Genomic DNA, 24,603 nt, shown 5'->3' with positions numbered 1-24,603 from the left:
GAACAAATACCACGGAATCCGCCATGCAACGCCCCGCAATGCCCTCCAGACTACTGCGCACGTCGATCACCGCGGCAACGCTGCTGCTCGCCCTGGCCGCCTGCGCCCAGAGCCGCGCACCCGGCTACTACGATACCGGCCGCGAGAGCACCCAGTCCGACGCACAGTTGTCGGCCCAGGGCGGCCATTACACGCAGGCGCCCGCGCAGATCCAGCTGGGCTTTGGCAACCAGCGCGGCGAGCTGGCCGCAAAGCAAGGCCAGGCACAGGCTGAAGCGGCGCCCGCCGCAGCCACGCCGCGCGAGCTGGCCGAAGCCAAAACATACCTGGGTACCGTACCCTGCCTCACCGGTGCCGCCGGGTGCCCCGCCCAGCGCCTGACGCTTACACTCGCCCCAACGGGTGAATGGCGTGCACGCACACACTACTTGGGCGACACCGCACAGCCTGACACTGTCGAACAAGGCTGCTGGCAAGTGATCGGGGCGCAGCCCACCCGCATTTTGCTTCAAGGCACCAACAAGGCCGACAGGGCCGATCTCACGTTCACCAGCGCCAACGTACTGCGCATCAATATGCTGAACAACATCCGCCCCAGCGTGGAATACCGCCTGACACGGCAGGCTAATATCGATGGCATCGACGAGCTGAAAGGCAAGGCCCCGCTGGCCTGCAGGCCGGCGGGCTAAAGCCGGTACGGCGCTCAGCGGGCCGCGTTACGTTTTTGTGCGACGCGGCGCAGCACCACGGCCACCCTTGTAGCTGTTGGCCCAGCCGCTGCCGCCCTTGTGGTGCCCCGGCTGCGGCGTTAGCCCTTCGGCGGTTCGCCCAGGATGCGGCGGGTGAGCTGCACGGCGTTGCGCACCTGCATTTTCTGGAAGATGCGAGCGCGGTGGGTTTCGATTGTGCGGCGTGATACACCCAGCTCGGCGGCGATGATCTTGTTGAGTTCGCCGCGCGCCACATAGGCCATGACTTCGCGTTCGCGGGGGGTAAGGCGGGGCAACAACGACGGTTGATGGCTAGGGTTCATGCGCGTAGGCTCCTGAGACACCGGGGCGGTGCAACCACCCCGCCACCCATGCGTGAAGCGGGTGCAAGAATCATGGTGTCACAGCCGCCCCAGCCGGTCTGCTGTCACCCCTTGCATATCTCCAGATTGTCAATCAATCGTGTGGCCCCCAACTTGGCGGCTGCCAGCACCACAAGCGGTTCGCCCGCGCGGATTTCATCTTCGGTGGGGATGCCCAGGTCGCGCTGACGCCGTAGCGCGATGTAGTCAACCTCCCAGCCGCGCGCCGCAAGCGCGTCGGTTGCCTGGCCTTCGAGGGTGGCGCGATCGATACTGCCGGCTGCGATATCGGCCTGCACCTTTTGCAGGGTGGCATAGAGCGTGGGCGCCTCGGCCCGTTCGGCCGGCTGCAGGTAGCGATTGCGCGAGGACAGCGCCAGGCCGTCGTCATCGCGCACGGTTTCGTGTGCATAGATGCGCACCGGCAGTTGGAACTGGCGCACCATGTTGCGCACCACCATCAACTGTTGGTAATCCTTCTTGCCGAATACCGCCACAGCCGGCTGCACACACGAAAACAGCTTCAGCACGACGGTGCTCACCCCGGTGAAAAACCCGGGGCGGAACTCGCCTTCGAGTATGCCGCCAAGGTCCTGCGGCGGCTGGATCTTGAAGCTCTGCGGCTCGGGATACATCTCTTTTTCGTTGGGCGCGAACAGCACATAGACGTCGCGTTCTCGCTCGAGCTTTTCGATGTCTTCGGCCAATGTGCGCGGGTAGCGGTCGAAGTCTTCGTTGGGCCCGAACTGCAGCCGGTTGACGAAGATACTGGCCACGACCGGATCCCCGTGCTGGCGGGCGAGCTTCATCAGGGATAGATGGGCGCGGTGCAGATTGCCCATGGTCGGCACGAACGCCACGCGCAACTGGCCGCGTAGTTGATCACGCAGGTCTTCAATGGTGTGTACGACTTTCAAGAGTGTCTCCGGTGCTAGGCGGAACGCGGGGGGCGCTCAAGCGGCGGCCCTGACATAAGCCAGGCGCACGTAAATGGGGGCGTAGGGCTCGGCCTGGGTGATCTCGAGCAGCGATTCGCGCGCAAGCTCGAGCATGGCCAGGAAATGCACCACCACGACAGCCGGGCCGTCGCCTTCATGGATGCGCTCCATAAAGAGCTCAGTGAACTCCATGAACCGCACATCGCCCAGACGGCGCAGTATCTGGCTCATGTGGTCGCGCACCGACAGTTGCTCGCGGGTGATGCGATGATGTGCGTTCAGGCGCGCGCGGCGCATGATATCTTGCCACGCGGCGCGCAGGTCATCGGCGGTGACATCGGGCAATGATTGCTCGACGGTCAGGTCGGCAAAAGCCTGGGCGCGCTGGAAATCGCGCCCCAACTGCGGCAGCGCGTCCAGCTTTTGCGCCGCCAGCTTCATTTGCTCGTATTCGAGCAGCCGGCGGACCAGCTCAGCGCGCGGATCGTCGACCTCTTCGCCGCTGTCAGCCTTTTTGACAGGCAGCAGCATGCGCGACTTGATCTCGATGAGCATAGCAGCCATGAGCAGATACTCACCCGCCAGCTCGAGATTGTGACGGCGAATCTGCTCGACATACGACAGATATTGCCGCGTGACCTCGGCCATGGGGATGTCGAGCACATTGAAATTCTGCTTGCGGATGAGGTATAGCAGGAGATCCAGCGGGCCTTCGAAGGTTTCGAGAAAAACTTCGAGGGCATCGGGCGGGATGTAGAGATCCTGCGGCAGCGAAAACAGAGGCTCGCCATACAGGCGCGCGAGCGCGACGTGATCGATCACGTCGGGGGTGCTGTCGATCTCGGGCTCAACCAAAGCAGTCAGTGCACCGGCCGCGTCCGCAGGCGTAGCCATGGATGTGCGTCAGTTCGTCTGGTAGACGTAAGGTTTCTGGGCCACACGGCCGGCCCGATAGCCTTCCTGCAGTTCTGGGTCGATGTATTTGTCCCACAGCCGGGCGCGGCCTTCACGCTGGCGCGCCTCGGTGTCGGGATGCTCCGACTTGTACTTCTTGAGGAACTGGGTGATTTCGGACTCGTAGCTCTTTGCCATAATATTCAGGAAATAACGTCGGTTAACCAATGAAAGCGAGTGTACTGCACCCGCCCGCCTGCTGCCTGCCCAACTCGACCCCGGACCGCCGATCGCTTTGGCGCCGGAAGAGCCTTTCTGACCGCTATTTTACTGTTTACGCACAGCGCCATCACCGTCGAGGCCTTGTGCCTCACGACGAAGAAGCCGGGCCAGTCGTCAAGATCGAGCCCGACGATTCGGACGGCTGCAGTAGCATGACCAGCTTGCAGTCGGGCCGGGTTGCCAAGCGGAACGTGATCTGCTGGTAACGCAAGACGCCGTCCTGCGGATGGTTGAAGGCGCGCAGACCGCCCTCTCGATCCACGACGCTGTGCCTCGCCCACCAATGGGCAAATACGCTGCTGGACAGCAGCAGCTCGTTCAGCACCGCCTGCACGTCGGGTTCGTCCGCATGCACGCCCGCATCGGCGCGAAACTCGGCCACTACACGGCTGGCGCGCTCCTCCCAGTCAACCACCAGCGACCGTGCGGCTGGATCCAGGAAAATATAGCGCAGGAGATTGGGTGTCGCGTCGCGATCCGGCCAGCCATCGAACAGGCGCAGCAAGGGCGCGTTGCGGGCCATGATATTCCAGCAGCGATCCAGGATGTAGGCCGGCGCGGTGATGCTGTGCACGCAGTCGGCCAGATGGGCGGGCAAGGGTGTGGCACGTTCGCCGCCATGCTCTGGATCGGCGCATTCGGCCAGCTCGAACAGATATTGGCGCTCGGCGCGCGAAAGCGAGAGCACTGAGGCCAGGCGCGCCCAGACGCCCGGCGACACGGAAACGTCGCGCCCCTGCTCAATCCAGGTGTACCAAGTGACGCTGATGGCGCACAGCTGCGCCACCTCTTCGCGCCGCAGGCCAGGCGTGCGGCGCCGCGACCCGGCGGGCAGCCCCACGCTTTCCGGCTGCACCCGCTCGCGCGCGCGGCGCACGAAATCACCCAGGGCACGCCGGTTCATGGCCTATCCCAGTACGCTGGCCAGCGTGCGGCGCACATCCTGCTCGTCGCGGCCGCTGCGGCGGATGTAATCCCGCAGTTGGTCATCCCCAATGTTGCCGACGTTGAAATACTTGGAAGCCGGATGGCTGAGGTAAAAACCCGAGACACTGGAGGCGGGGTACATGGCGAAGCTATCCGTCAATTGCATGCCGATCTCTTCAGCTTCGAGCACGCGGAACATGTCTTTCTTTACCACGTGCTCCGGGCAGGCCGGATAGCCCGGCGCAGGGCGAATGCCCTGGTATTTTTCAGCGATAACATCTTCGTTGCTCATGGCCTCGTCGGGCGCATAGCCCCACAGGTCGCGCCGCACGCGCGCATGCAGGCATTCGGCAAAGCCTTCGGCGAGGCGGTCGCCAATCGCCTTGAGCATGATCACCGAATAATCATCGTTGGCGTCCATGAACATTTTTTCGTATTTTTCCATGCCCAGGCCGCCAGTGACGGCGAACACGCCAATGTAATCAGCCACGCCACTGCCCTTGGGGGCAATGAAGTCGGCCAGGCACTTGTTGTCGACGCCTTCGCGCTTGGCCGTCTGCTGGCGCACATTGCGCCAGGTAAACAGCACATCGGAGCGGTTTTCGTCCGCATAGACCTCGATGTCTTCGTCATTGACGGTATTGGCGGGGTAGAACCCCACGACACCGCTGGCGGTAAGCCAGCGCCCATCGATCACTCGGCGCAACATATCCTGCCCGTCGGCAAGCAGCTTGCGCGCCTGCTCGCCCACCACCTTATCCTCCAGGATGGCCGGATATTGGCCAAAGAGGCTCCAGGTCTGGAAAAATGGCGTCCAATCTATAAACTGCTCGACCTCGCGCAGGTCGTAATTCTTGAACACGCGCCGACCCAGGTATTTGGGGCGCGGCGGCACATAGTTGGCCCAGTCGATCGCCGGCCGGTCCGCCCGCGCCGCTTCCAGCGATATCAGCGGGGTAGCCTTGCGGTTGGCGTGGCGCGTGCGCACCAATTCGTATTCTTCAGCCACCTCGGCCAGGAACTGATCCGCCTGGTCGGACATCAGGTTGGTGGCCACACCCACCGAGCGGCTGGCATCGGGCACGTAGATCACCGGCCCTTCGTACTTGGGCGCGATCTTTACCGCCGTATGCACGCGGCTGGTCGTGGCGCCGCCCACCAGCAGCGGCAGCTTGCGCTCGCGGAAATAAGCGTCGCGCTGCATCTCGGACGCGACATAGGCCATTTCTTCGAGGCTGGGGGTGATCAGGCCCGAAAGGCCTACCATATCTGCTTTTTCTTCCTTGGCCTTGGCCAGGATGTCGGCACAGGGCACCATCACACCCATGTTGACGACTTCGAAGTTATTACACTGAAGCACCACAGTGACGATATTTTTGCCGATGTCGTGCACGTCGCCCTTGACGGTGGCAATCACAATCCTGCCCTTGGCGCGCACATCACCGCCGGCCGCCTGGATCTGGCGCTTCTCTTCTTCGATAAAGGGGATGAGGTGCGCAACGGCCTGCTTCATGACGCGGGCAGACTTCACCACCTGTGGCAGGAACATCTTGCCGGCGCCGAACAGGTCGCCCACCACGTTCATGCCATCCATCAGCGGGCCTTCGATCACCTGGATGGGGCGACCGCCCTGCGCCGCGATCTTCTGGCGCACTTCCTCGGTATCTTCCACGATGAAAGTAGTGATGCCATGCACCAGTGCATGCGACAGGCGCGCCTCCACAGGCTGTTCACGCCAGGTGAGGTCTTCTTCCTTCTTGGCGCCGGCCCCTTTGACGCTCTCGGCCAGCTCAACGAGGCGCTCGGTGCTGGTGCGCTCGTCGGTGGGCTCCGTCTTGCCGAGCGGCACCGGACGATCCAGCACCACATCCTCGACCATATCGAGCACTTTCTTGTCGATGTCCTGGTATACGCCCAGTTGACCGGCATTGACGATACCCATCGTCAGGCCTTCCTTGATCGCGTAGTACAGGAAGACGGTATGAATCGCCTCGCGCATGGCCTCGTTGCCGCGGAAGGAGAAACTGACGTTTGAGATGCCGCCCGACACGCGGGCGTGCGGCAGGTTGTGCGTTATCCAGCCTGTGGCTTCGATAAAGTCCACGGCATAATGGTTGTGTTCTTCGATGCCAGTGGCGATGGCGAACACGTTAGGGTCGAAGATAATGTCTTCGGGCGGGAAACCCACTTCGTCCACCAGCAGCCTGTAGGCACGCTCGCAGATCGTCTTGCGTTTTTCGAGGTTGTCGGCCTGCCCCTGCTCGTCAAATGCCATCACCACCACAGCCGCACCGTATTTGCGGCACAGGCGGGCATGCTCCAGAAAAGGCTCCTCGCCTTCCTTCATGGAGATGGAATTGACCACAGCCTTGCCCTGCACAGCGCGCAGGCCCTGCTCGATCACCTCCCACTTGGAGCTATCGATCATGATAGGCACCCGGGCGATGTCGGGCTCGGATGCGATCATGTTCAGGAAGCGCCGCATGCAGGCGGCCGAATCCAGCATGGCCTCGTCCATGTTCACGTCGATGATCTGGGCGCCGTTTTCCACCTGCTGGCGCGCCACCGACAGCGCCTCTTCGTATTTTTCCTCGCGAATCAGGCGCAGGAACATCTTGCTGCCGGTAACGTTGGTGCGCTCGCCCACGTTGATGAACAGGCTGTCGTGATCGATATTGAGCGGCTCCAGGCCCGAGAGACGGGTTTTGACCGGCACCTCGGGCGGCAGCCGCACGGGCAGCGCAGACACCTTTTGGGCAATGGCCCGGATGTGGTCAGGCGTAGTGCCGCAGCAACCACCTGCCATATTCACCAGCCCGGCCTGCGCAAATTCTTCAAGCAGCGCGGAGGTATCGGCGGGCGTTTCATCGAAGCCCGTTTCGGCCATGGGATTGGGCAGGCCCGCATTGGGATAGACGCAGACGTAGGTGTCGCAAAGCTTGGCCAGCTCGGCCACGTAGGGACGCATCAGGGCGGCGCCCAGCGCACAGTTCAGGCCGATGGTGATGGGGCGCGCATGACGTACCGAGTTCCAGAAGGCCTCGACCGTCTGGCCCGACAGAATACGGCCCGACGCATCGGTGACGGTGCCTGACACCATGACGGGCAGGCGGATGCCGCGCGCCTCGAATACGGTTTCCACGGCGAAGATGGCCGCCTTGGCGTTGAGCGTGTCGAAAATGGTTTCGATCAGCACAAGGTCAATGCCGCCGTCGATCAGGCCGTTGAGCTGCTCGGCATAGGCATCGCGCAACTGCTCGAAGGTAACATTGCGCGCGCCTGGGTCATTCACATCGGGCGAAATGGACGCTGTCTTGGGCTGCGGGCCCAGCGCGCCGGCCACGAAACGGGGGCGCTCCGGCGTGCTGTAGGCGTCAGCGGCGGCGCGCGCCAGCCGCGCCGATTCCAGGTTCATTTCATAGGCCAGCTCGGGCAGGTCGTAGTCGCCCTGCGCAATCGAGGTGGCACCGAAGGTGTTGGTTTCAATGACGTCCGCGCCGGCATCGAGGTACTGGTCGTGGATCTGTCGGATGATGTCGGGCCGCACCAGACTAAGAAGCTCGTTATTGCCTTTTACGTCTTTGTGATGATCGGCAAAGCGCTCGCCGCGGAAATCCTGCTCGCTCAGCTTGTACTGCTGGATCATGGTCCCCATCGCGCCATCCAGGATCAGGATGCGCTCGCCCAGCAGGCGGGCGAAATCGGCCCCGTGGGTATACGAGGAAATGGGATAGGGAAGCTTGGGATAAGACACGGCTTTTTCTAATTCAGATCAACAATTTGGGAATCTTGGCATTGTAGCCCTCTCGCCCGCGCCCCGCCTCGGGCAGACCTTGCCCTGCGCGGTTTCGTGTGCCCCGCGCGGCCATCGACGAGGGCGCTTGTCCGTCGCGCCTGGGCCTGCCCCAGTATCGCTGCGTGTTATATTTCGTCACGAAAGAGGTGCTTTCGGGGTGTGCCACGCTTGGCTCGCCCTGCGAAAGTCAAATGGGAAACAGACACCACGCGCACTGCGCGGTCAAATCTGTGCTGCCCCCGCAACGGTAAGCATGCATCGCATGCAGCCCGACACCAGCCTCGATCGCCCTAAACCCGTTTTACGCCCTGGCCCGTCATCATCGCATGCGCGCGGCCGGACGGAGACGTTCATTCAACGACGTGCGGGGACGCGCGTCCAACAGGGTCTATCATGCCTCTGCCTTATCACCGGCGCGCCGCCGCCTTCGCCTGCTTCCTGCCTCTGGGCACGGTCGCAGCGCAAACACCCTCCCAGTCCGTACCCCAGCTCGACCAGGTTGTCGTCACGCCCAGCCGTGTCACCGAACTCGAAAAGAATGTGATCGGCGACGTGACCGTTATCGGCCGCGACAAGCTTTCGCGCGCCGGCGCCAATAGCGTTGCCGAGGTTCTGTCGCGCGAAGCCGACCTGCAGTTCTATAACTCCGGCGGGCCGCAAACGCCCACAGGCGTATTTCTCCGCGGCGCCAAACCTGCCCAGACGCTGGTGCTGATCGATGGCGTGCGCGCCAACGACACCATCGCAGGCGGCTTCAACTGGAACACGCTGGACCCGGCCATCATCGAACGCATCGAGATCGTGCGCGGCGCGGCCAGCAGCCTGTATGGTTCGGACGCTATTGGCGGGGTCATCAACATCGTTACCGCCAAGGGCGGCGAAGACCGCCCCCTTGCCGCCCACGCCGATTTCGGCCTGGGCAGCCACGGCACCGTCAAGTCTGGCGCCGGCATCTCAGGCGCCCAAGATGGCTGGAACTACGCCTTTTCCGCCAGCATGACCGACAGCGACGGCTTCAGCGCCACCAACCCCAACGCAGGCCCTTTCAGCTATAACAAAGACACAGACGGCTACCGCCAGCATGCGCTGTCGGGGTCGCTGGGCTACCGCTGGCAGCCAGGCCACCACATCGGCCTGACTGCCTTCGACAGCTATATCAATGCCGACTATGATGCGGGCAGCTTCGCGCACCCCGCCTACAGTCTCAACCGCCAGCAGACGTACGCGGTCACCAGCACCGACACCATCACAGACTACTGGGAAAGTGTGCTGCGCCTGGGGCTCGGCAAAACAGGCTACGAAGATCGCGCCTTCAACAGCATCTTCTCCACACTGCAGCGCAGCTACACCTGGCAAAACAACTTCCGGCTCGGCGAACACCAGCGCCTCTCTACCATCCTCGAACGGCTCGAAGAACGGCCTCAGCATTCAGAGAACTTCGCCATCGATCGCCGCGACACCAATTCGGCGGGTCTCGTCTACCGCGGCGACTTCGGCGCGCATCACCTGCAGGCCAGCGTGCGCAACGACAACATCAGCGGTTACGGCAACGAAACCACCGGCGGCGTAGGCTACAACCTAGACCTCAACCACCAATGGACAGTGGGCGTGGCGGCCAACACCGGGTTCCGCGCACCTACGTTCTCCGACCTGTACTACCCCTACTTCGGCAACCCCGACCTGAAGCCCGAAAAGTCGCGCAATATCGAAGCGCGCGTGCGCTATACCGATGACGCACTGACGCTGGGTGCCACACTGTTCCAAAACCGTATCCGCGACATGATCGGTTCGGAAAGCGGCACCTTTCGCAGCATCAACATAGACGACGCGCGTCTGCGCGGCCTGACACTGACGGGCGAGTACACCTGGGGCAACACCACCCTGGGCGCCAGCGCCGACTTCCTGGACCCGAAAGACGTCAACACCGGCAATGTGCTCAACCGGCGCGCGCGCCAGGTATACCGCCTGAACGCGCTGCAGAACGTGGGCGCGCTGCAAGTAGGCGCCGAGTATATGTTTGTGGGCAAGCGCTACGACGACACGGCCAACCAAGTGCGCCTTGGCGGCTATAGCTTGGTCAACCTGACGGCCGGGTATCCGCTGACGCGCAACGCCAGCGTGCAGGTGCGTTGGGACAATGTCCTTGATAAGCAATACACCAACGCCTTCGGCTACAACACACCCGGCTCGACAGTGTTCGTGAACCTGTCACTGCGGATGTAACAGGGCCCAAGCGGCATGACGGCAACGGCACATCCGGCACATCACCGCTCCGACGGAAAGTATTGCCCGCCGGGCCTGCCTGCCGCATGGCGCCTACCCTGGGTCACCACCCTGAAGCGCTGTCTGGCCGAGGCGCGCTCTCGGCTGGGCAGCGCGCCAGCGGGCTCGCCACGTTGCCCGCCGGGCTCGTTACTGCGTTCAGCGCTACGCCGCGGCGTGGCGCTCACGCTGCTGGCCGCGCTGGCGCTGCCCTGCGCGGCTGCCCAGCAGGCAGCGTATCAGCGCGCCATCTCGCTGGCGCCGCACATCACCGAACTCATCTTCGCGGCGGGCGCGGGCAGCCACATTGCCGGCACCGTGTCGCGCAGCGACTACCCCGCCGCCGCACGCCGAATCGCACGGGTGGGCGACGGCGTCTCGGTCAGCCTGGAAGCCACGCTTGCGCTGCATCCCGACGTGGTACTGGCCTGGTATGAAAGCGGCGCCGCACGCCGGCTTGCACCGGCCCTGGCGCGGGCAGGCATCCCCACACTGTACGTTACGCCCAGATCCCTGGACGACATCCCCGCCGAGTTGCGCCGCATGGGTGTGCTCTTCGGCACCGACGCAGCGGCCGTCCCGGCCGCCCAGGCGCTGGCCGACCGCATTGCCACACTACGCCGCACCTATGCCAACCGGCGCCCAATGCGCGTCTTTATCGAAATCAGCAACCCGCCCCTGTTTGCGGTGGCGAACGACCCAGTCATCGATGACGCGTTGCGCGCCTGCGGTGGCATCAATATTTTTGCCCGGCTGCCGGGCGCTGCGGCTCAGGTGAGCCGCGAAAGCATACTCCTGCGCCAGCCAGAGGTGGTGATCGCGCCCAGCCGGGATCCAGCCGAGATCGAAGCCTTGCGCATGCGCTGGGCCGCCGATGGCCTGGCCGCCGCCGCAGAGCGGCAGGTATACGGTATCGACCCCGACCAGCTCTTCCGCCCCGGCCCGCGCGCGGTCGATGCCGCGGAGCGCATGTGCGCGCTGCTGGACGGTGCTCGCGCCCGTGCCGATACTTACACTCACCTCGGGGCCCGAATACAATACACACCATGATTCCAAACACGCTGACCATCGCCGGCGTCGACCCCTCGGGCGGGGCAGGCGTGCTGGCCGACATCAAGACCATGAGCGCGCTGGGCGCCTATGGCACTGCCGTCATTGCGGCGCTCACGGCGCAGAACACCCGCGCCGTCACGGGCATCCAACCTGTGCCGGCCGCCTTCGTCGCCGAACAGATCGACACGCTGTTCAGCGACGTGCGCATCGACGCCGTCAAAATCGGCATGCTGGGGCAGAAGGCCGTCACCCGCGTGGTGGCCGAACGCCTTGCACACTGGAAACCCACCCATCTCGTGCTCGATCCGGTCATGGTCGCCAAAAGCGGCGACCACCTGCTCGAACGCGCCGCGGTCGATGAACTGCGCGAAAGCCTGATCCCGCTCTGCACCCTGATCACCCCCAACCTGCCCGAGGCTGGCGTGCTGCTGGGCGCAACGCCCGCCGACACACTGAAAGACATGCGCCGCATGGCCGAGAAGCTACGCCGCCTGCTCAGCGACAACGGCGAGCGCTGGGTGTACCTGAAAGGCGGCCACCTGCCAGGCAACGACACCATCGACGTATTGCACGACGGCGACCGCCTGATCGAACTGCCGGGCCGTCGCATCGAAACCCGCAACACGCACGGCACAGGCTGCACGCTGTCGGCCGCCCTGGCCGCGCTGCTGCCGCGCACCAACGACGTGCCCGAAGCGGCACGCCAGGCAAAAGCCTATCTGGTGCAAGCAATCGCCCGCGCGTCCGACCTCGACGTCGGCAGCGGCCACGGGCCTGTGCAGCACTTCCATCACTGGTGGCCGGCTGCAGGCGCCTGATACCGGCCCAAGGCTGTACTGACCAAGGTTGTACCGGTCGCTGGCCCGTGCTGTTGCGGGCCGCGCAACGACAGCCGCAGATGCCTCGCAAGCCGCCTCGTGCAGGCCTGACACACATCAAGCCACAGGCGTTGCAAGCCGATACATCCGCTCGCCAAATACGCTATAGTACCCATGATACGGGGCATTGCAGCCCCTGGCGGCGGGCCCAATGGCTCGCCCTTTCACATCATCACCACCGTATTTTTGTATAACCCATGAACGTCACTGCGCTTTCTGAAATCGAACAGGCTCGATACAACATGGTCGAGCAACAGATCCGCCCTTGGGAGGTGCTCGATTTCCGTGTCCTGCAGGCGTTGTTCGAAGTACAGCGTGAACGTTACGTGCCCGCCCCCATGCAGGGCCTGGCGTTTTCGGATACCGAGCTGCCGCTGATCATCAACTCCGTCGATACTCGCGAAGTCATGCTTTCGCCCAAGGTTGAGGCACGCCTCGCGCAAGAGCTTCAGCTGAAACCCACCGACTGCGTGCTCGAGATTGGCACAGGTTCGGGCTATCAGGCGGCGCTGCTGTCCCGCCTGGCGCAACAAGTCGTCAGCATCGAGGTCGACAGCCGCCTGGCGGCCTTCGCACAAGAGAACCTGCAGCGTAATCATGTCGACAACGTTGCCGTCGAAGTCGGCGACGCGCATGCCGGCTGGGGCACCACCGAATACGACGCCATCCTGCTCACAGGCTCGGTGCCCGTGGTACCCGATGCGCTCAAGTACCAGCTCGCCGTCGGCGGCCGCCTGGTCGCCGTCGTAGGCCAACATCCCGTCATGACCGCCTGTCGCATCACCCGCACCAGCGCCGCAAGTTTTGAAACCACCCCGCTGTTCGATACGGTGATCAAACCCTTGCGTGGCGTATCGTTCTCTCATTTCAAGTTCTGAATGGCCGGGGCGCGCCGCTGGCTGGCCTGTGCGCTGCTTGCGGCAGCCGGGCTTCCCAGCCACGCGGAAAATCTGCTCGATATCTGGCAGATGGCCCTGCGGCGCGATCCCATCTACGCCGCCACGCAAGCCGCGCGCGACGCCCAACAAGAAAAAATCCCCCAGTCCCGCGCCCGCCTGCTGCCCTTACTGAGCGCTGACGCGGGCGCCGACCTTGACAACAACCGCCGCGCCCGCACCTTGGGCGACAGCCGCACAGCACGCAGCGCTGGATGGGCGCTTACGCTCACACAGCCCATTATCGACATCGGCGCATGGGATACGCTCGAGCAGTCGCGCTATATTGCCAGCGCGGCAGACGTGGCACGCGCAGGCGCTTACCAAGATCTCATCCTGCGCGTTGCACAGGCGTATTTCGACGTACTGGCCGCGCAAGATACGCTGAGCGCCCTGCTGGCCGAGAAAAGCGCAATCGAGAACCAATTGCGCGCAGCCAGGCAGGCGTTCGAGCTCGGCGGCGCAACAATTACCGACGCTTACGAGGCACAGGCCCGGCTCGACCTGGCCACCGCCAGCGAACTGGCGGCACGCAACGATCTGCAGGTCAGCCAGGACACCCTGGCCCGTATCATCGCCCAACGCCCTGCACGGCTGGATACGCTCGCCCCCGCCGCACGCCTGCCGGCACCCGAGCCCAACCGCCTGGATCGCTGGACAGAGCAATCCAGCCAGGCAAACCTGGCCGTGGCACAGGCCGACCTCGCCGCTCGCATCGCCGCCAAGCAGATCGACATCGCCAAAAGCGGCCACTACCCCACCCTGCAGTTGCAGGCTCAGACCGGTACGGCAAGCGATCGCGGCATCAACAGCGGCACGACGCCGCGCGATCCCGGCCCGCGCTCGCTCGACAGCACCATAGGCCTGCAGTTGTCGATCCCGCTCTATGCGGGCGGCAGCATATCATCAGCTGTGCGCGAACAAGCCTCGCGCCTGCAGCAGGCTCGCTATGAACTCGAAAACGCGCGCCGGCTGGCTGTACAGGACACCCAGCGCTATTTCTCGGGGGTCACCTCAGGGTTGGCCCGTGTCCAGGTACTCGAAGCTGCTGAAAAATCCAGCCTCGCTTCGCTGGAGGCCAACCGAACCGGCTACGAGGTCGGCGTACGCGTCAATATCGACGTGCTCAATGCACAACAGCAGCTGTATGAAACCCGGCGTAATCTTTCACGGGCCCGTTACGATACGCTCATGAACGGGCTGCGCCTGAAGGCCGCAAGCGGTATTTTGTCAGAACAGGACATCATCGCCATCAATGCCCTGTTGGCGCCGGCAAAAAAATAGTGAAATACGGGATCCGGTTTTTGGCCCGACGCGGACCGGGAAGCCGTTTACTCTGACTGCCGGATCTTTTTCAACAGCCGCGTGGTCGAACGCTCGTGCTCGAACGGGATCGCCACTGCCCGACCGCCCCAGCTACGCACACTCGCCGTCTCAGGCAGTATTTCCATATCGTAATCGCCGCCCTTCACGATCACATCCGGGCGCAACGCCTCGATCAACCCCTGCGGCGTATCTTCATCGAAGTCGGTCACCACGTCTACGCAGCCCAGCGCCGCCAATACCGCCTGGCGATCCGCCAGCGAGTTGAGCGGGCGATCATCGCCCTTGCCAAGCCGACGCACTGACGCGTCCGTGTTTAGCGCCACCACAAGGCAGGCGCCCAGCGCCGCCGCCTGGTCGAGATAGGTGACATGCCCGCGATGCAGGATATCGAATACCCCATTGGTGAAAACCAGCGGGCGCGGCAACCCGCCCGCCTGCACGGCGGCCTCGCAGGCCTGGCGAGTGAGGATTTTTTTTTCGAAGCGAGCAGGCATGGCAGACAATGGTACGGCGCGAAATGCCCGCCAGACGGCGGGCAATAGACACACGGCGAAAGGGCCCGGCCGCTCAGGCCGACGCCAACTCGCCAGAGGAAGACGAGGGAGACAGGGATTTGATCAATTGCTTGCGATAGCGGTTCAGATCCTGCGCCGTATGAAAGGTATTATCCAGCAGCAAGGATAGATTGTGCAGAATCCGGCCGCACACCTTGCCTTCCCATTCGGTGTCGAAGCAGATCTGGTTGTCGAGCCAGTGCTCCAGCCATTCGGGTGAAGGCAGGCGCGACTGGATGGTGTCGTCCGGATACAGCGCCTTATTGACGTGAAGATTGGTGGGGTGCAGCGCCTGCGAGGTGCGGCGCGCCGAGGCCATGAGCACACCAATCTTGGAAAACGCCAGTTGAGCCTGCTCGCCGATTTCGCGGCCCTGATGGATCAGGGCGCGCTTCATGTAGCGCAGATATGCCCCCGCGTGACGGGCTTCGTCGTTGGAGATAATCTTGTAGATGGCCTTGATCACGGGCTCAGTGTGCCAATCGGCTGCGCGCCGGTACCAGTGATTGAGCCTGATCTCGCCGCAAAAATGCAGCATCAGCGTTTCGAGCGCCGGCGCAGGGTCGAACTCGAAGCGCACCTTGTGCAGCTCTTGCTCGGTGGGCACCAGCTCAGGGCGGAACCGCCGCAGGTACTCCATGAGCACTAACGAGTGCTTCTGCTCCTCGAAGAACCAGATCGACATGAAAGCCGAAAAATCGCTGTCGTCACGATTGTCGCGCAGGAACATTTCGGTGGCGGGCAATGCCGACCATTCCGTGATGGCATTCATCTTGATGGTATAGGCCTGATCGTCGGACAGCTTGGACGCATCGAAATCATCCCACGGAACATCAGTGGCCATGTTCCAGCGCACAGCTTCCATCGACTTGAATAATTCGGGGTAAAGCATGGAAAACTCTCTTGTGTAAGGGCGCTCTGTGCGCGCCCGCCGTGTCACGGCAATGTAAGGGGAGCGTTTGACAGGAATATGACAGTCATGACAGGAAGGTGCCCCGCGACACCCGCCCGCCCACCGCGGACAGCCGGATATATCTGCATTATCGAGTGAGGGCCCAGATGGCCACCCCAATTGCAGTGGCCAGTATGGCGCACAACACCATCAGCACCCGGTTGGTCTGCTCTTGCGTGCGGCGCAGGCGCTCAAGTTCTAAGTTTAACTCAGGCGCGAGTGCGGGGCGGCTGAGCTGTGCGTGCACCAGCCGCGGAATTTGCGGCACGATCTGGGCCCACTGCGCCGCTTCTTTGTCGAGCTGGCGGCGCAGGCCGGCCAAACCAACCCGCTCGTGCATCCATTTTTCGAGGTAGGGCTTGGCGGTTTTCCAGAGATCAAGGCTGGGGTCGAGCTCGCGCCCCATGCCCTCAACGTTGAGGAGCGTTTTTTGCAACAACACCAGTTGGGGCTGGATCTCGACGTTGAAGCGCCGTGACGTCTGGAACAGCCTTAGCAACACCTGCCCCAGGGATATCTCCGACAAAGGCCGATCGAAGTAAGGCTCGCATACGGCCCGCACGGCACCTTCGAGTTCTTCTTCGCGCGTCGTGGGCGGCACCCAGCCCGACTCGATGTGCAATTGCGCAACGCGATGGTAGTCGCGTCGGAAAAAGGCCAGGAAATTCTGCGCGAGGTAGTTTTTGTCGAACTCGGACAGGGAGCCCACGATGCCGAAATCCAGGGCAATGTAACGGCCCAGGGTTTCAGGCTGGTCGGACACATAGATATTGCCGGGGTGCATGTCGGCATGAAAAAACCCATCGGCAAACACCTGGGTAAAGAAGATTTCGACCCCTTTTCGGCCCAGTTCCTGCGTGTCGATATTGGCGGCACGCAAGCGTTCGATCTGGCTGACTGGGATGCCGCGCATGCGCTCCATGGTAAATACCGTGGTGGCGCAGTATTCCCACACCACCTCGGGCACCATGAGCAGGTGCTCACGCCCCTTCTCGGCTGAAAAATTACGCCGCAACTGGCTGCAGTTGGACGCTTCGCGGATCAGATCAAGCTCGTCGTGCAGGTAGTTGTCGAATTCGGCCACCACCTGGCGCGGCTTGAGCCGCCGGCCGTCGGGCGCCAGGCGCTGAACCAACCCGGCCAGCACCGCCAACAAAGCGAGGTCTTTCTCGATGATGTCGCGCATGCCCGGGCGCAGTACCTTCACTGCTACCTCGCGCCCATCGTGCAGCACCGCAAAATGCACCTGTGCGATCGAGGCGGACGCGACAGGATCAACTTCGAAATGCTTGAACAGCGTGTGGGGCGAAGCACCCAGCGCCGCCTCGATGCACGCGGCGGCCTGATCGGACGGGAATGGCGGTACCCGGTCTTGCAGCAGCGCGAGCTCAAGCGCGACATCCAGCGGAATCAGGTCGCGGCGGGTGGAGAGCACCTGACCGAACTTGACAAATATAGGCCCCAGCGATTCGAGCGCGCGGCGCAAGCGCACCCCACGCGCCAATTGCGGCTCGCGCCCGAAGCGTACAACACGCAGCAGGCCATAAGCCACCGGATGCTTGATGCCGGAGAGCACGAGCTCATCGAGCCGATAACGCAAGGCGATGAATATGATGCGAAGCAGGCGCAGAAACGTGAACATAGACTGGGCTCACACCGAACGGGATGCGGGCCGCCCGGCCCTGTATTCATGCGAGGATATGCGCGCTTCCAGCGCGTCGAGCCGCGTGGCCAGCTGCGCCACACCGCCCGACCAATCTTCAAAAGCCGGACGGGCCGCCATCAGGCCGCTTTCTTCGGTAAGATACTCGACCGTATTGCCGGCCAGGCGTTCGGCTGCGCCGCGCAGGCCGGCCGCCGCGCCGCGTACTCCGGACGCCACGCGGCTGGCGACTACATCGCCCACCACCCGCGCCAAGTCTTCTTCGGGATCCCAGCGCAAATCGCGCGCCAGGTCGGATACTACGTGCGCCAGACCGGCATCACCCTCGATGTGCATAAGATCGGCAATGGTGGCCGGGTCACGGCTGCGCAGCACGCCCGGCAAATTGACGAACTGGCTGGCTGGCACGGTAAGGATGACATCGGGCACAACGGCCGGATCGCAAGGGCCGACCAGCCCCTGTGCCTGAACGGAGAGGTTGACCTTGACCGGCCCCGCCAGAAAACGCACCGACTTGCCCGCATGGCGGGCCAGACGCTCGCGCGCCCAGTCCTCGCGCCGCAGCAGGGCATTGAGGGGTTGCAGGTACAGTGTGGCTGGGTCGGGCAGAAAGGGCAGGGAAAACATATGCGACAGGCGCGGCCGAGCCGCTACCGTATAAGCCTTAGTGCGCCTTGAGGGCGAGATGCCAAGTTTACCGTCTTTGGGCCCCAGGCGAGTAAGGGACTTGCACCCTCTGGTGTGTGCCCAACCGGGCGCGTCGCAAAAATGGCGCCCCACGGGGCGCCACGTTGCAGGCCAGCCGGCACCGCGCATATAGCGGGGATGCCGGCGTACGCCGCCTTAGCTGGCGTACTCGACCGGAATCTGCTGGATACCAGCGAGCAGCCAGCCGGCGTTATCCGCCTTGTAGAGATTCCAGACTTCTTCGAAGCGGAAGGCCTCGGCCCCGGCGGATTCCCGCAGCATGCCGGAAAAGCGCACGCTGGCCAGATGCCCGCCCGATACCTGCTCGATGCCGAGCAGTTCAGCATTCAGCAGCACCACCTCGGTGACGTTGTTGCCTGCGCGCTGCATGAGCTCGGGCTTGACCTCGGCAATGAGGTCATCCGTCATGTACTCGTTCAACTTGGCAATATCGCCGCTGTCCCAGACCGCCTGGAGGTCGATGAACCGCGCCTTGGCAGTGGCCAGGAAGGCCGCAGTATCGAAATCAGCCGGGATGAACCAGGATTTGTCCGCAGGTGCGGCAGGCACAGCGGCAGGCACAGCGGCAGGTGCCGCTGGAGCGGGCGCCACCGCGGGCTGCAGCGGCGCATCCTGGTGTGACGTGCGGTGCAGAGACCCCGCGCCGCCCGCCTGCATGGCGGGCCGGGCGGCCCCACCGCGCAGTTTGCGCACAATGAACATGACACCGAAGACCAGCAGGCCGATCAGCAGCAGGCTGGACATGAACTCAAGAAAGGCCCCCGAAAGACCAAGGCTGGACAGCAAGGCTGCGATACCCAAGCCGGCGGCGATACCCGCGATTGGCCCCAGCCAACGCGACATGCCGCTCTTGGCGGCGGTGGCGGCGCCTGCGGTGGCAGCGCCCGCCGCAGCCGGGGCTGCACTGCGCGCAGTGGTCGTGGACGACGCAGACGGCGCGGTCGTGGCCGAACGATTCTGTGTGACGTTGCTGGATTGTTGGCCCAGGCTGCGCCCGCCGCCAACGCGGCGCGCCTCGGCGTCAAAGGATGCGGACATCATTGCACCCGCTGAGACAGCCAGCACAAATGCAGCCAACAGACGTGAACCTCGATGGGTCATGGAAAACTCCTGTTTTCGCCGCACCATGCAGCGAAGATCGGTATAAATGAGCAGTAAGGTGACAATTCTTACTGGAAGCTGAACATTAGCATAGTTTCTGACAGGGTAGCCAGAAGAAAGTTCAGCCTTCGCCATGATTTTTGAAACACACAGGGCGCACCGGCGATGCTGGCGCGCCCTGTGTGGCGACGAAGGCTGATGGGCCTGCGTCAGCCCAGGTTGACCCCTTCGTGCAGGGCCACCAAGCCCGCGTTCATGTTGAAATACTTGACGCGGGAGAGGCCGGCCTCTTCGAGCATGCGTGCCAGGGTGGCCTGGTCGGGATGCATGCGGATGGATTCGGCCAGGTAGCGGTAGCTTTCGGCATCGCCAGCCACCCTGCTGCCCAGCCAGGGCAATACATTGAAAGAATACCAGTCGTACGCCGGCGCGAGCGGCTTGGCGATATGCGAGAACTCAAGCACCAACAATTTACCGCCCGGCTTGAGCACGCGGCGCATTTCGGCCAGGGCGCGATCCTTGTGCGTCATGTTGCGCAGGCCGAAAGCCACCGTTACCCGGTCGAAGTAGCCGGTTGGAAAGGGTAGTATTTCGGCATCGCACACAGCCACGGGCACCACCAGGCCGCGGTCGGTGAGGCGGTCGCGCCCGACCTTAAGCATGGAATCGTTGATGTCTGTAAGCCAGACCTCGCCGGAGGGCCCCGCCCGCTTGGCGAAGGCGCGCGCCAGATCGCCGGTGCCGCCAGCGATGTCGAGAACTTTCATGCCGGGGCGGACATCGGCTCGGCCAATGGTAAATGCCTTCCAGACGCGATGCAGCCCGGCCGACATGAGGTCGTTCATGAGATCGTAGCGGCCGGCGACCGAGTGAAATACCTCGGCGACCTTGCCGGCTTTTTCGCGTTCGGGTACGGAACGAAAACCGAAGTGGGTGCTGGCTTCGCCCTTGGGCTCGCCGGCCCGCGGGGCGGCGGTGTGATCGGTGTTTTGCATGATACATCTATCGTAACTCATTCGGCCGCGCGGCTGCGCGTTTCCCGCCATCTTCCGATGGTATCGCCTGCCCCGGCGGCAGGCACCATTCGATGGGCGCATCCGAAAATTTCACAAACCCGTAATATTTACGCCATAAGATGCCCCATATGAAAACCAGCCGCTATTATTCGCCCGCCCTATGAGCACAACGATTCTAGTCGTCGAAGACGAGCCCGCCATCCAGGAACTGATCTCCGTCAATCTGTCGTTTGCCGGCCATAAAGTGCTGCGCGCCTTTGACGCGGAGCAGGCGCAAACGCTGATTCGGGCCGAACTGCCCGATCTGATTCTGCTGGACTGGATGTTGCCCGGCGCATCGGGTATCACTTTGGCGCGCACGCTGCGCAACGACGAGCGCACACGCCAGGTTCCCGTCATCATGCTCACCGCCAAAGGCGACGAGCACGACAAGGTAGAAGGGCTGGAAGCAGGCGCCGACGACTACATCACCAAACCCTTTTCTCCCAAAGAGCTGATCGCCCGCATCAAGGCGGTGTTGCGCCGCCGTGCGCCGCAGCTCACAGACGATATCATCCGCATCGACAAGCTGTGCCTGGATCCATCCACTCACCGCGTCACCAGCGGCGAAAAAATGCTGTCACTGGGGCCAACGGAGTTTCGCCTGCTACACTTTTTCATGACGCACACCGAGCGCGTGTTCTCACGCGCCCAATTGCTCGATCAAGTCTGGGGCGACCACGTTTTCGTCGAAGAGCGTACCGTCGATGTGCATATCCGGCGCCTGCGCAAGGCACTGGAACCTGGTGGCCACGAGAACCACATCGAAACAGTGCGCGGCGCGGGGTATCGCTTTACCAGCCGGCCGCCCCGGCAGGCTTGAGGCCGGGGGCAGGCGCAGCCCCGTGCCGTGCCTGCCCGCGCAGCGTCCCGTCAACCACAGTTTCGTGTATCGCTTTTCGTAACGCCCCCGCTGGAAACCCGCCACCATGACCCGGACCCTCGTATTGCTCGGTTTTTTTGCGCTGCTAGGCTGGATCGTGCATACATGGTTCGGAAGCGCCGCCGGCTGGGCTGTGTTTTCGCTAGGGCCCGTACTGATGGTGCTGGCCAGCGGGCAACAACTGTCGCGCCTGCGTGAGTGGGTCAAAGACATTGAGCAGCCCCCGCCCCCTTCCCTGGGGCCCTGGGACGACATTCTCGCTCCCATTTACCGCAAATTGCGCCGCGACCGCCAAGAGATCGATTTTCTCGGCCTGCAGCTGGAGCGCATCATGCTTGCCGCCGAGGCGCTCCCCGATGGCGCGGTCACGCTGGATGAAGCCATGCAGCTCACCTGGTGCAACCAGACCGCCGTCGAGCACATCGGGCTGGATCTGGAAAAAGACCGCGGGCACAGCGTGCTGAACATCCTGCGTTCGCCCGAGTTTGCCCGTTACGCGCGCCAGCCCGACTGGCCCGCGCCCGTATTGTTGCATTTGTCCAGAGACGGCCAGGACAAAACCTTGCTGGTGCAACTGACCCGCTACGGTGTCGATCGTTACCTGCTGGTGACACGCGATGTCACGCAGATGGAACGGCTGGAAACCACACGCAAGGATTTCGTGGCCAATGTGTCTCACGAATTGCGTACGCCACTGACCGTGCTTTCGGGCTTTCTGGAAACCCTTCGGGACATGCCAGCGGGCTCGCTGAGCGACGAGCAGAAACAGCGCTACCACACCCTGATGCTGGAACAGGCGCAACGCATGCAGGCCATCGTGGCCGACCTGCTCACCCTGTCCACGCTAGAATCCTCGCCCAACGCCCAAGGCGAGCCGGTGCGCATGGACGCACTGATCCACAATGCGCTGCAGCAGGGCCGGGCACTATCGAACGGCCAGCACGTTTTCGTTGAAAATGTCGCCGAGGGCTTGGGCGTCATGGGCAGCGATACCGAACTGGCCTCCGCGGTATCCAATCTGATCACCAACGCGATCCGCTATACCCCGAAGGACGGCACAATCACCGTCAGTTGGTATATCAATGAAGACGGCGACGCCTGCTACTCCGTCCAGGACACCGGCATTGGCATCGCCAGCCAGGACATCCCCCGCCTGACGGAGCGCTTCTATCGCGTAGACCGCGGCCGTTCGCGCTCCACAGGCGGCACGGGGCTGGGGCTGGCCATCACCAAGCATGTGGCCATGCGGCACAACGCCGAGTTGCGCATACAGAGCCGCTTCGGCGCAGGCAGCACCTTCTCGCTGGTGTTCCCGCGCAGCCGCGTCGCTCATATAGAAGACTGATCGACGTATCTCTCCTGGCGAGCGCCCGGCGTGCCCTCTGCGCGTGACGCGCGTGACGCGCCCAAGGGCTGCCGCGGCAAGCTTTCCACCAAGCCTTCGCCTCCCTGCGCAACCCGCTGGCCCGCCTCTCATACCGGTATAAAATTCCTACACGCCGGCGCGACATGTCACCGCGCACTTGCCCACCAAGGCGGCAAGCCCCGGCGCCAGAATGGAGACAGCAGCCATGCCCGGCACCGCCGACAGTCTTTCCGCCTCCTGGTCACTGACGCCGCAGGGCGACCGCTGCCTGCTGATCGGGTTGGGCAGCGGCATTGATGTACGTACCGGACGGCGTTGCGCGCGTGTGGCGCAAGCACTGCGCGATGCCGCCATCCCCGGCGTCACCGACCTAATCCCCACCTTCAATGCAGTTGCGGTGCATATAGACCCGAGCCGCTTCGGCAGCGGCGGCCATGTCCAGGTGCGCGAAGAGATCGAACAAGTGCTGCGCGGGCTGCCGGCGGCGGACGATGCCCATACTCCCGGCCGCACAGTGGATATACCTGTGTGCTACGGCGGCGAATATGGGCCAGATCTTGAGTACGTGGCGGCACATTGCGGCCTGGCGCCCGAAGATGTGATCAACCTGCACAGCGCCGAACCCGTCTATGTCTTCATGCTGGGCTTTGCGCCCGGCGCCGCCTATATCGGCGTGCACGACGAGCGCCTGGCCATCGGCCGACGCGAAACACCGCGCACGCGCCTCCCCGCCGGCTCGGTGGCGATTGCCAACCGCCAAACCATGATCTACCCCAACGAATCCCCCGGCGGCTGGCATATCCTGGGCCGCACGCCGGTCGTGCTGTTCGACCCGCAGCGCGATCCAGCGACGCTGTTGGCGCCCGGCGATACAGTGCGCTTTCGGCCCATCAGCGCCAGCGAGTACGCAGCGCTGCAACATACGCGGGAGGCGAACGCATGAGCATCGCTGTACTGAAACCGGGCCTGCTGACCACCGTGCAAGACCTGGGCCGCACCGGCTTCCAGCACTTGGGCATCTCAGTCGGCGGGGCGATGGACAGCCGCGCGCACCGGCTGGCCAATCTGCTGGCCGGCAACGATGGCGATGCCGCGGCGCTTGAGATTACTTTTGGCGGGCCAACGCTTCGTTTTGACAGCCCCGCCTGTTTTGCCCTGGCCGGCGCGCAACTGAGGGCCAGGCTGAACGGTGAGCCGGTGCCAAATTATCGGCCCTTGATCGCACGCGCCGGCGATACCCTGGCCTTTGGTGCGCGCGAGGCGGGGCTGCGCGCCTACCTCGCCGTGCATGGCGGCTTCGATCTGCCACGCGTCATGGGCAGCTACAGCACCTACTTGCGCGGTGGCTTTGGCGGGTTGGCGGGGCGTGCCCTGCGCACGGGCGATACGCTGAAACTCGCCACACCACTGCCGGCGACGGGGTTAGACGCACTGGCGCGCCGCCTATGGGAGATCAGGATCTACCTGCCCGCACCACTGGCGCTGCAGCCACGCGCCGCGCTGCGCCTGATCCGGGGCGCGCACGCTGTACTGTTTACACAAGACGCAATACAGTCACTGTTTTCGGCCTCTTTTACCGTGAGTGCAGACGCCGACCGCATGGGCTATCGCCTGACGGGGCCCTCGCTGAGCTTGATCAAGCCGACGCAGTTGCTCTCGGAAGCGACTGCCACCGGGAGCATCCAGGTGCCGGCCGATGGGCAGCCCATTGTGCTGATGGCCGACCGCCAGACGGTGGGCGGTTATGCCAAGATCGGCCATGTCGCCAGCGTTGACCTGCCGCACGTCGCCCAGCGCATGCCAGGCGAAACCCTGCGCTTTGAGGAAGTAACGGTGGAACAGGCCCAGGCACTGGACATCGCCCGCGAGGCGGCCTTCGCCACCCTGCACGAAACCCTGGCGCCGCTGCGCGCGGCGCTGGCGCGATAGCCCTGCAAGCGCACACCCACAAAAAGCGG

The 24,603-nt window shown here is 63.4% G+C and carries 22 protein-coding genes and 1 riboswitch; of the genes, 10 read left to right on the top strand and 12 right to left on the bottom strand.

All coding sequences use genetic code 11. The features are described 5' to 3' along the window. The first annotated feature begins 23 nt into the window (after positions 1–23). Entirely contained in the window at positions 24–689 is a 666-nt protein-coding gene (locus tag LOL23_RS06010; protein WP_237173278.1) for a copper resistance protein NlpE N-terminal domain-containing protein, read from the top strand. A gap of 119 nt (positions 690–808) precedes the next feature. On the opposite strand, the gene LOL23_RS06005 is transcribed toward LOL23_RS06010, so the two are convergent. The 6 genes from LOL23_RS06005 to metH form a co-directional block, all read right to left on the bottom strand. Continuing rightward, positions 809–1,033 carry a response regulator transcription factor gene (locus LOL23_RS06005; protein ID WP_160978163.1) on the bottom strand — a complete coding sequence of 75 codons (225 nt, stop codon included), beginning with the start codon at positions 1,031–1,033 and terminating at the stop codon, positions 809–811. Between the two features lie 104 nt (positions 1,034–1,137). After that, a complete protein-coding gene (panC, locus tag LOL23_RS06000) occupies positions 1,138–1,989 on the bottom strand; it encodes a pantoate--beta-alanine ligase (RefSeq protein WP_160978165.1) in 852 nt (283 codons plus the stop codon). Between the two features lie 36 nt (positions 1,990–2,025). Then, positions 2,026–2,904 (bottom strand): segregation and condensation protein A, encoded by an 879-nt coding sequence (locus tag LOL23_RS05995; protein WP_160978167.1) that lies wholly within the window; start codon positions 2,902–2,904, stop codon positions 2,026–2,028. 9 nt (positions 2,905–2,913) lie between these two features. Then, on the bottom strand, positions 2,914–3,102 hold the full coding sequence (locus LOL23_RS05990; RefSeq protein ID WP_160978169.1) for a DUF3460 family protein: 189 nt from the start codon (positions 3,100–3,102) through the stop codon (positions 2,914–2,916). A gap of 172 nt (positions 3,103–3,274) precedes the next feature. Further along, positions 3,275–4,090 carry a helix-turn-helix transcriptional regulator gene (locus tag LOL23_RS05985; RefSeq protein WP_160978171.1) on the bottom strand — a complete coding sequence of 272 codons (816 nt, stop codon included), beginning with the start codon at positions 4,088–4,090 and terminating at the stop codon, positions 3,275–3,277. A 3-nt stretch (positions 4,091–4,093) separates the two neighbouring features. Then, positions 4,094–7,867, bottom strand: coding sequence for a methionine synthase (gene metH, locus LOL23_RS05980; protein ID WP_160978173.1), 3,774 nt, complete (start codon positions 7,865–7,867; stop codon positions 4,094–4,096). A 169-nt stretch (positions 7,868–8,036) separates the two neighbouring features. Continuing rightward, a riboswitch (cobalamin riboswitch) is annotated at positions 8,037–8,207 on the top strand. Positions 8,208–8,302: 95 nt separating this feature from the next. On the opposite strand from metH, the gene LOL23_RS05965 reads away from it, so the two are divergent. The 5 genes from LOL23_RS05965 to LOL23_RS05945 all read left to right on the top strand — a co-directional run bounded on the left by LOL23_RS05965 (position 8,303) and on the right by LOL23_RS05945 (position 14,321). After that, positions 8,303–10,132, top strand: coding sequence for a TonB-dependent receptor domain-containing protein (locus tag LOL23_RS05965; RefSeq protein WP_255772686.1), 1,830 nt, complete (start codon positions 8,303–8,305; stop codon positions 10,130–10,132). A gap of 15 nt (positions 10,133–10,147) precedes the next feature. Then, positions 10,148–11,221, top strand: coding sequence for a helical backbone metal receptor (locus LOL23_RS05960; RefSeq protein WP_160978177.1), 1,074 nt, complete (start codon positions 10,148–10,150; stop codon positions 11,219–11,221). Beyond that, positions 11,218–12,042, top strand: a complete 825-nt coding sequence (gene thiD / locus LOL23_RS05955; RefSeq protein WP_160978179.1) for a bifunctional hydroxymethylpyrimidine kinase/phosphomethylpyrimidine kinase — start codon at positions 11,218–11,220, stop codon at positions 12,040–12,042. The genes LOL23_RS05960 and thiD overlap by 4 nt, the downstream gene beginning before the upstream one ends. Before the next feature lie 257 nt (positions 12,043–12,299). Further along, complete coding sequence (locus LOL23_RS05950) at positions 12,300–12,980, top strand: protein-L-isoaspartate O-methyltransferase family protein (protein ID WP_160978181.1); 681 nt, start codon at positions 12,300–12,302, stop codon at positions 12,978–12,980. Continuing rightward, positions 12,981–14,321 (top strand): TolC family outer membrane protein, encoded by a 1,341-nt coding sequence (locus tag LOL23_RS05945; RefSeq protein WP_237173277.1) that lies wholly within the window; start codon positions 12,981–12,983, stop codon positions 14,319–14,321. A 47-nt stretch (positions 14,322–14,368) separates the two neighbouring features. On the opposite strand, the gene rfaE2 is transcribed toward LOL23_RS05945, so the two are convergent. The 6 genes from rfaE2 to ubiE form a co-directional block, all read right to left on the bottom strand. Beyond that, positions 14,369–14,857, bottom strand: a complete 489-nt coding sequence (rfaE2, locus tag LOL23_RS05940; RefSeq protein WP_160978185.1) for a D-glycero-beta-D-manno-heptose 1-phosphate adenylyltransferase — start codon at positions 14,855–14,857, stop codon at positions 14,369–14,371. Positions 14,858–14,930: 73 nt separating this feature from the next. Continuing rightward, positions 14,931–15,809 (bottom strand): ferritin family protein, encoded by an 879-nt coding sequence (locus LOL23_RS05935; RefSeq protein ID WP_160978187.1) that lies wholly within the window; start codon positions 15,807–15,809, stop codon positions 14,931–14,933. 148 nt (positions 15,810–15,957) lie between these two features. Beyond that, a complete protein-coding gene (gene ubiB / locus LOL23_RS05930) occupies positions 15,958–17,511 on the bottom strand; it encodes a ubiquinone biosynthesis regulatory protein kinase UbiB (RefSeq protein ID WP_160978189.1) in 1,554 nt (517 codons plus the stop codon). A 9-nt stretch (positions 17,512–17,520) separates the two neighbouring features. Further along, positions 17,521–18,159, bottom strand: a complete 639-nt coding sequence (locus LOL23_RS05925) for a ubiquinone biosynthesis accessory factor UbiJ (protein WP_160978191.1) — start codon at positions 18,157–18,159, stop codon at positions 17,521–17,523. Positions 18,160–18,375: 216 nt separating this feature from the next. Continuing rightward, a complete protein-coding gene (locus LOL23_RS05920; RefSeq protein ID WP_237173276.1) occupies positions 18,376–19,341 on the bottom strand; it encodes a Tim44 domain-containing protein in 966 nt (321 codons plus the stop codon). 209 nt (positions 19,342–19,550) lie between these two features. Then, a complete protein-coding gene (ubiE, locus tag LOL23_RS05915) occupies positions 19,551–20,336 on the bottom strand; it encodes a bifunctional demethylmenaquinone methyltransferase/2-methoxy-6-polyprenyl-1,4-benzoquinol methylase UbiE (RefSeq protein WP_160978195.1) in 786 nt (261 codons plus the stop codon). 181 nt (positions 20,337–20,517) lie between these two features. Here ubiE and phoB point away from each other — a divergent pair, with 181 nt between their 5' ends. The 4 genes from phoB to LOL23_RS05895 all read left to right on the top strand — a co-directional run bounded on the left by phoB (position 20,518) and on the right by LOL23_RS05895 (position 24,574). Beyond that, positions 20,518–21,219 (top strand): phosphate regulon transcriptional regulator PhoB, encoded by a 702-nt coding sequence (gene phoB / locus LOL23_RS05910; protein ID WP_160978198.1) that lies wholly within the window; start codon positions 20,518–20,520, stop codon positions 21,217–21,219. Positions 21,220–21,325: 106 nt separating this feature from the next. Continuing rightward, on the top strand, positions 21,326–22,624 hold the full coding sequence (gene phoR / locus LOL23_RS05905) for a phosphate regulon sensor histidine kinase PhoR (RefSeq protein ID WP_160978200.1): 1,299 nt from the start codon (positions 21,326–21,328) through the stop codon (positions 22,622–22,624). 226 nt (positions 22,625–22,850) lie between these two features. After that, a complete protein-coding gene (pxpB, locus tag LOL23_RS05900; RefSeq protein WP_237173275.1) occupies positions 22,851–23,588 on the top strand; it encodes a 5-oxoprolinase subunit PxpB in 738 nt (245 codons plus the stop codon). Continuing rightward, positions 23,585–24,574, top strand: coding sequence for a 5-oxoprolinase subunit C family protein (locus LOL23_RS05895; protein ID WP_160978204.1), 990 nt, complete (start codon positions 23,585–23,587; stop codon positions 24,572–24,574). The genes pxpB and LOL23_RS05895 overlap by 4 nt, the downstream gene beginning before the upstream one ends. The last annotated feature ends 29 nt before the right edge of the window (positions 24,575–24,603 follow it).

The organism is Paracandidimonas lactea, assembly GCF_021653995.1.
In the GTDB taxonomy this organism is placed as follows: Bacteria; Pseudomonadota; Gammaproteobacteria; order Burkholderiales; family Burkholderiaceae_B; genus Allopusillimonas; species Allopusillimonas lactea.
The sequence above is the reverse complement of the archived record's forward strand: the minus strand, read 5'-3'. Positions and strand labels throughout refer to the sequence as shown.

Bases quoted from the DNA above. Each gene is read 5' to 3' on its own strand.
- pxpB (WP_237173275.1), top strand. From the start codon at position 22,851: ATGCCCGGCACCGCCGACAGTCTTTCCGCCTCCTGGTCACTGACGCCG.
- LOL23_RS05935 (WP_160978187.1), bottom strand. From the start codon at position 15,809: ATGCTTTACCCCGAATTATTCAAGTCGATGGAAGCTGTGCGCTGGAAC.
- rfaE2 (WP_160978185.1), bottom strand. From the start codon at position 14,857: ATGCCTGCTCGCTTCGAAAAAAAAATCCTCACTCGCCAGGCCTGCGAG.
- ubiB (WP_160978189.1), bottom strand. From the start codon at position 17,511: ATGTTCACGTTTCTGCGCCTGCTTCGCATCATATTCATCGCCTTGCGT.
- LOL23_RS05945 (WP_237173277.1), top strand. From the start codon at position 12,981: ATGGCCGGGGCGCGCCGCTGGCTGGCCTGTGCGCTGCTTGCGGCAGCC.
- LOL23_RS05995 (WP_160978167.1), bottom strand. From the start codon at position 2,904: ATGGCTACGCCTGCGGACGCGGCCGGTGCACTGACTGCTTTGGTTGAG.
- LOL23_RS05960 (WP_160978177.1), top strand. From the start codon at position 10,148: ATGACGGCAACGGCACATCCGGCACATCACCGCTCCGACGGAAAGTAT.
- ubiE (WP_160978195.1), bottom strand. From the start codon at position 20,336: ATGCAAAACACCGATCACACCGCCGCCCCGCGGGCCGGCGAGCCCAAG.
- LOL23_RS05950 (WP_160978181.1), top strand. From the start codon at position 12,300: ATGAACGTCACTGCGCTTTCTGAAATCGAACAGGCTCGATACAACATG.
- LOL23_RS05965 (WP_255772686.1), top strand. From the start codon at position 8,303: ATGCCTCTGCCTTATCACCGGCGCGCCGCCGCCTTCGCCTGCTTCCTG.
- LOL23_RS06005 (WP_160978163.1), bottom strand. From the start codon at position 1,033: ATGAACCCTAGCCATCAACCGTCGTTGTTGCCCCGCCTTACCCCCCGC.
- LOL23_RS05985 (WP_160978171.1), bottom strand. From the start codon at position 4,090: ATGAACCGGCGTGCCCTGGGTGATTTCGTGCGCCGCGCGCGCGAGCGG.
- thiD (WP_160978179.1), top strand. From the start codon at position 11,218: ATGATTCCAAACACGCTGACCATCGCCGGCGTCGACCCCTCGGGCGGG.
- phoR (WP_160978200.1), top strand. From the start codon at position 21,326: ATGACCCGGACCCTCGTATTGCTCGGTTTTTTTGCGCTGCTAGGCTGG.
- LOL23_RS05920 (WP_237173276.1), bottom strand. From the start codon at position 19,341: ATGACCCATCGAGGTTCACGTCTGTTGGCTGCATTTGTGCTGGCTGTC.
- LOL23_RS06010 (WP_237173278.1), top strand. From the start codon at position 24: ATGCAACGCCCCGCAATGCCCTCCAGACTACTGCGCACGTCGATCACC.
- LOL23_RS05990 (WP_160978169.1), bottom strand. From the start codon at position 3,102: ATGGCAAAGAGCTACGAGTCCGAAATCACCCAGTTCCTCAAGAAGTAC.
- LOL23_RS05925 (WP_160978191.1), bottom strand. From the start codon at position 18,159: ATGTTTTCCCTGCCCTTTCTGCCCGACCCAGCCACACTGTACCTGCAA.
- phoB (WP_160978198.1), top strand. From the start codon at position 20,518: ATGAGCACAACGATTCTAGTCGTCGAAGACGAGCCCGCCATCCAGGAA.
- LOL23_RS05895 (WP_160978204.1), top strand. From the start codon at position 23,585: ATGAGCATCGCTGTACTGAAACCGGGCCTGCTGACCACCGTGCAAGAC.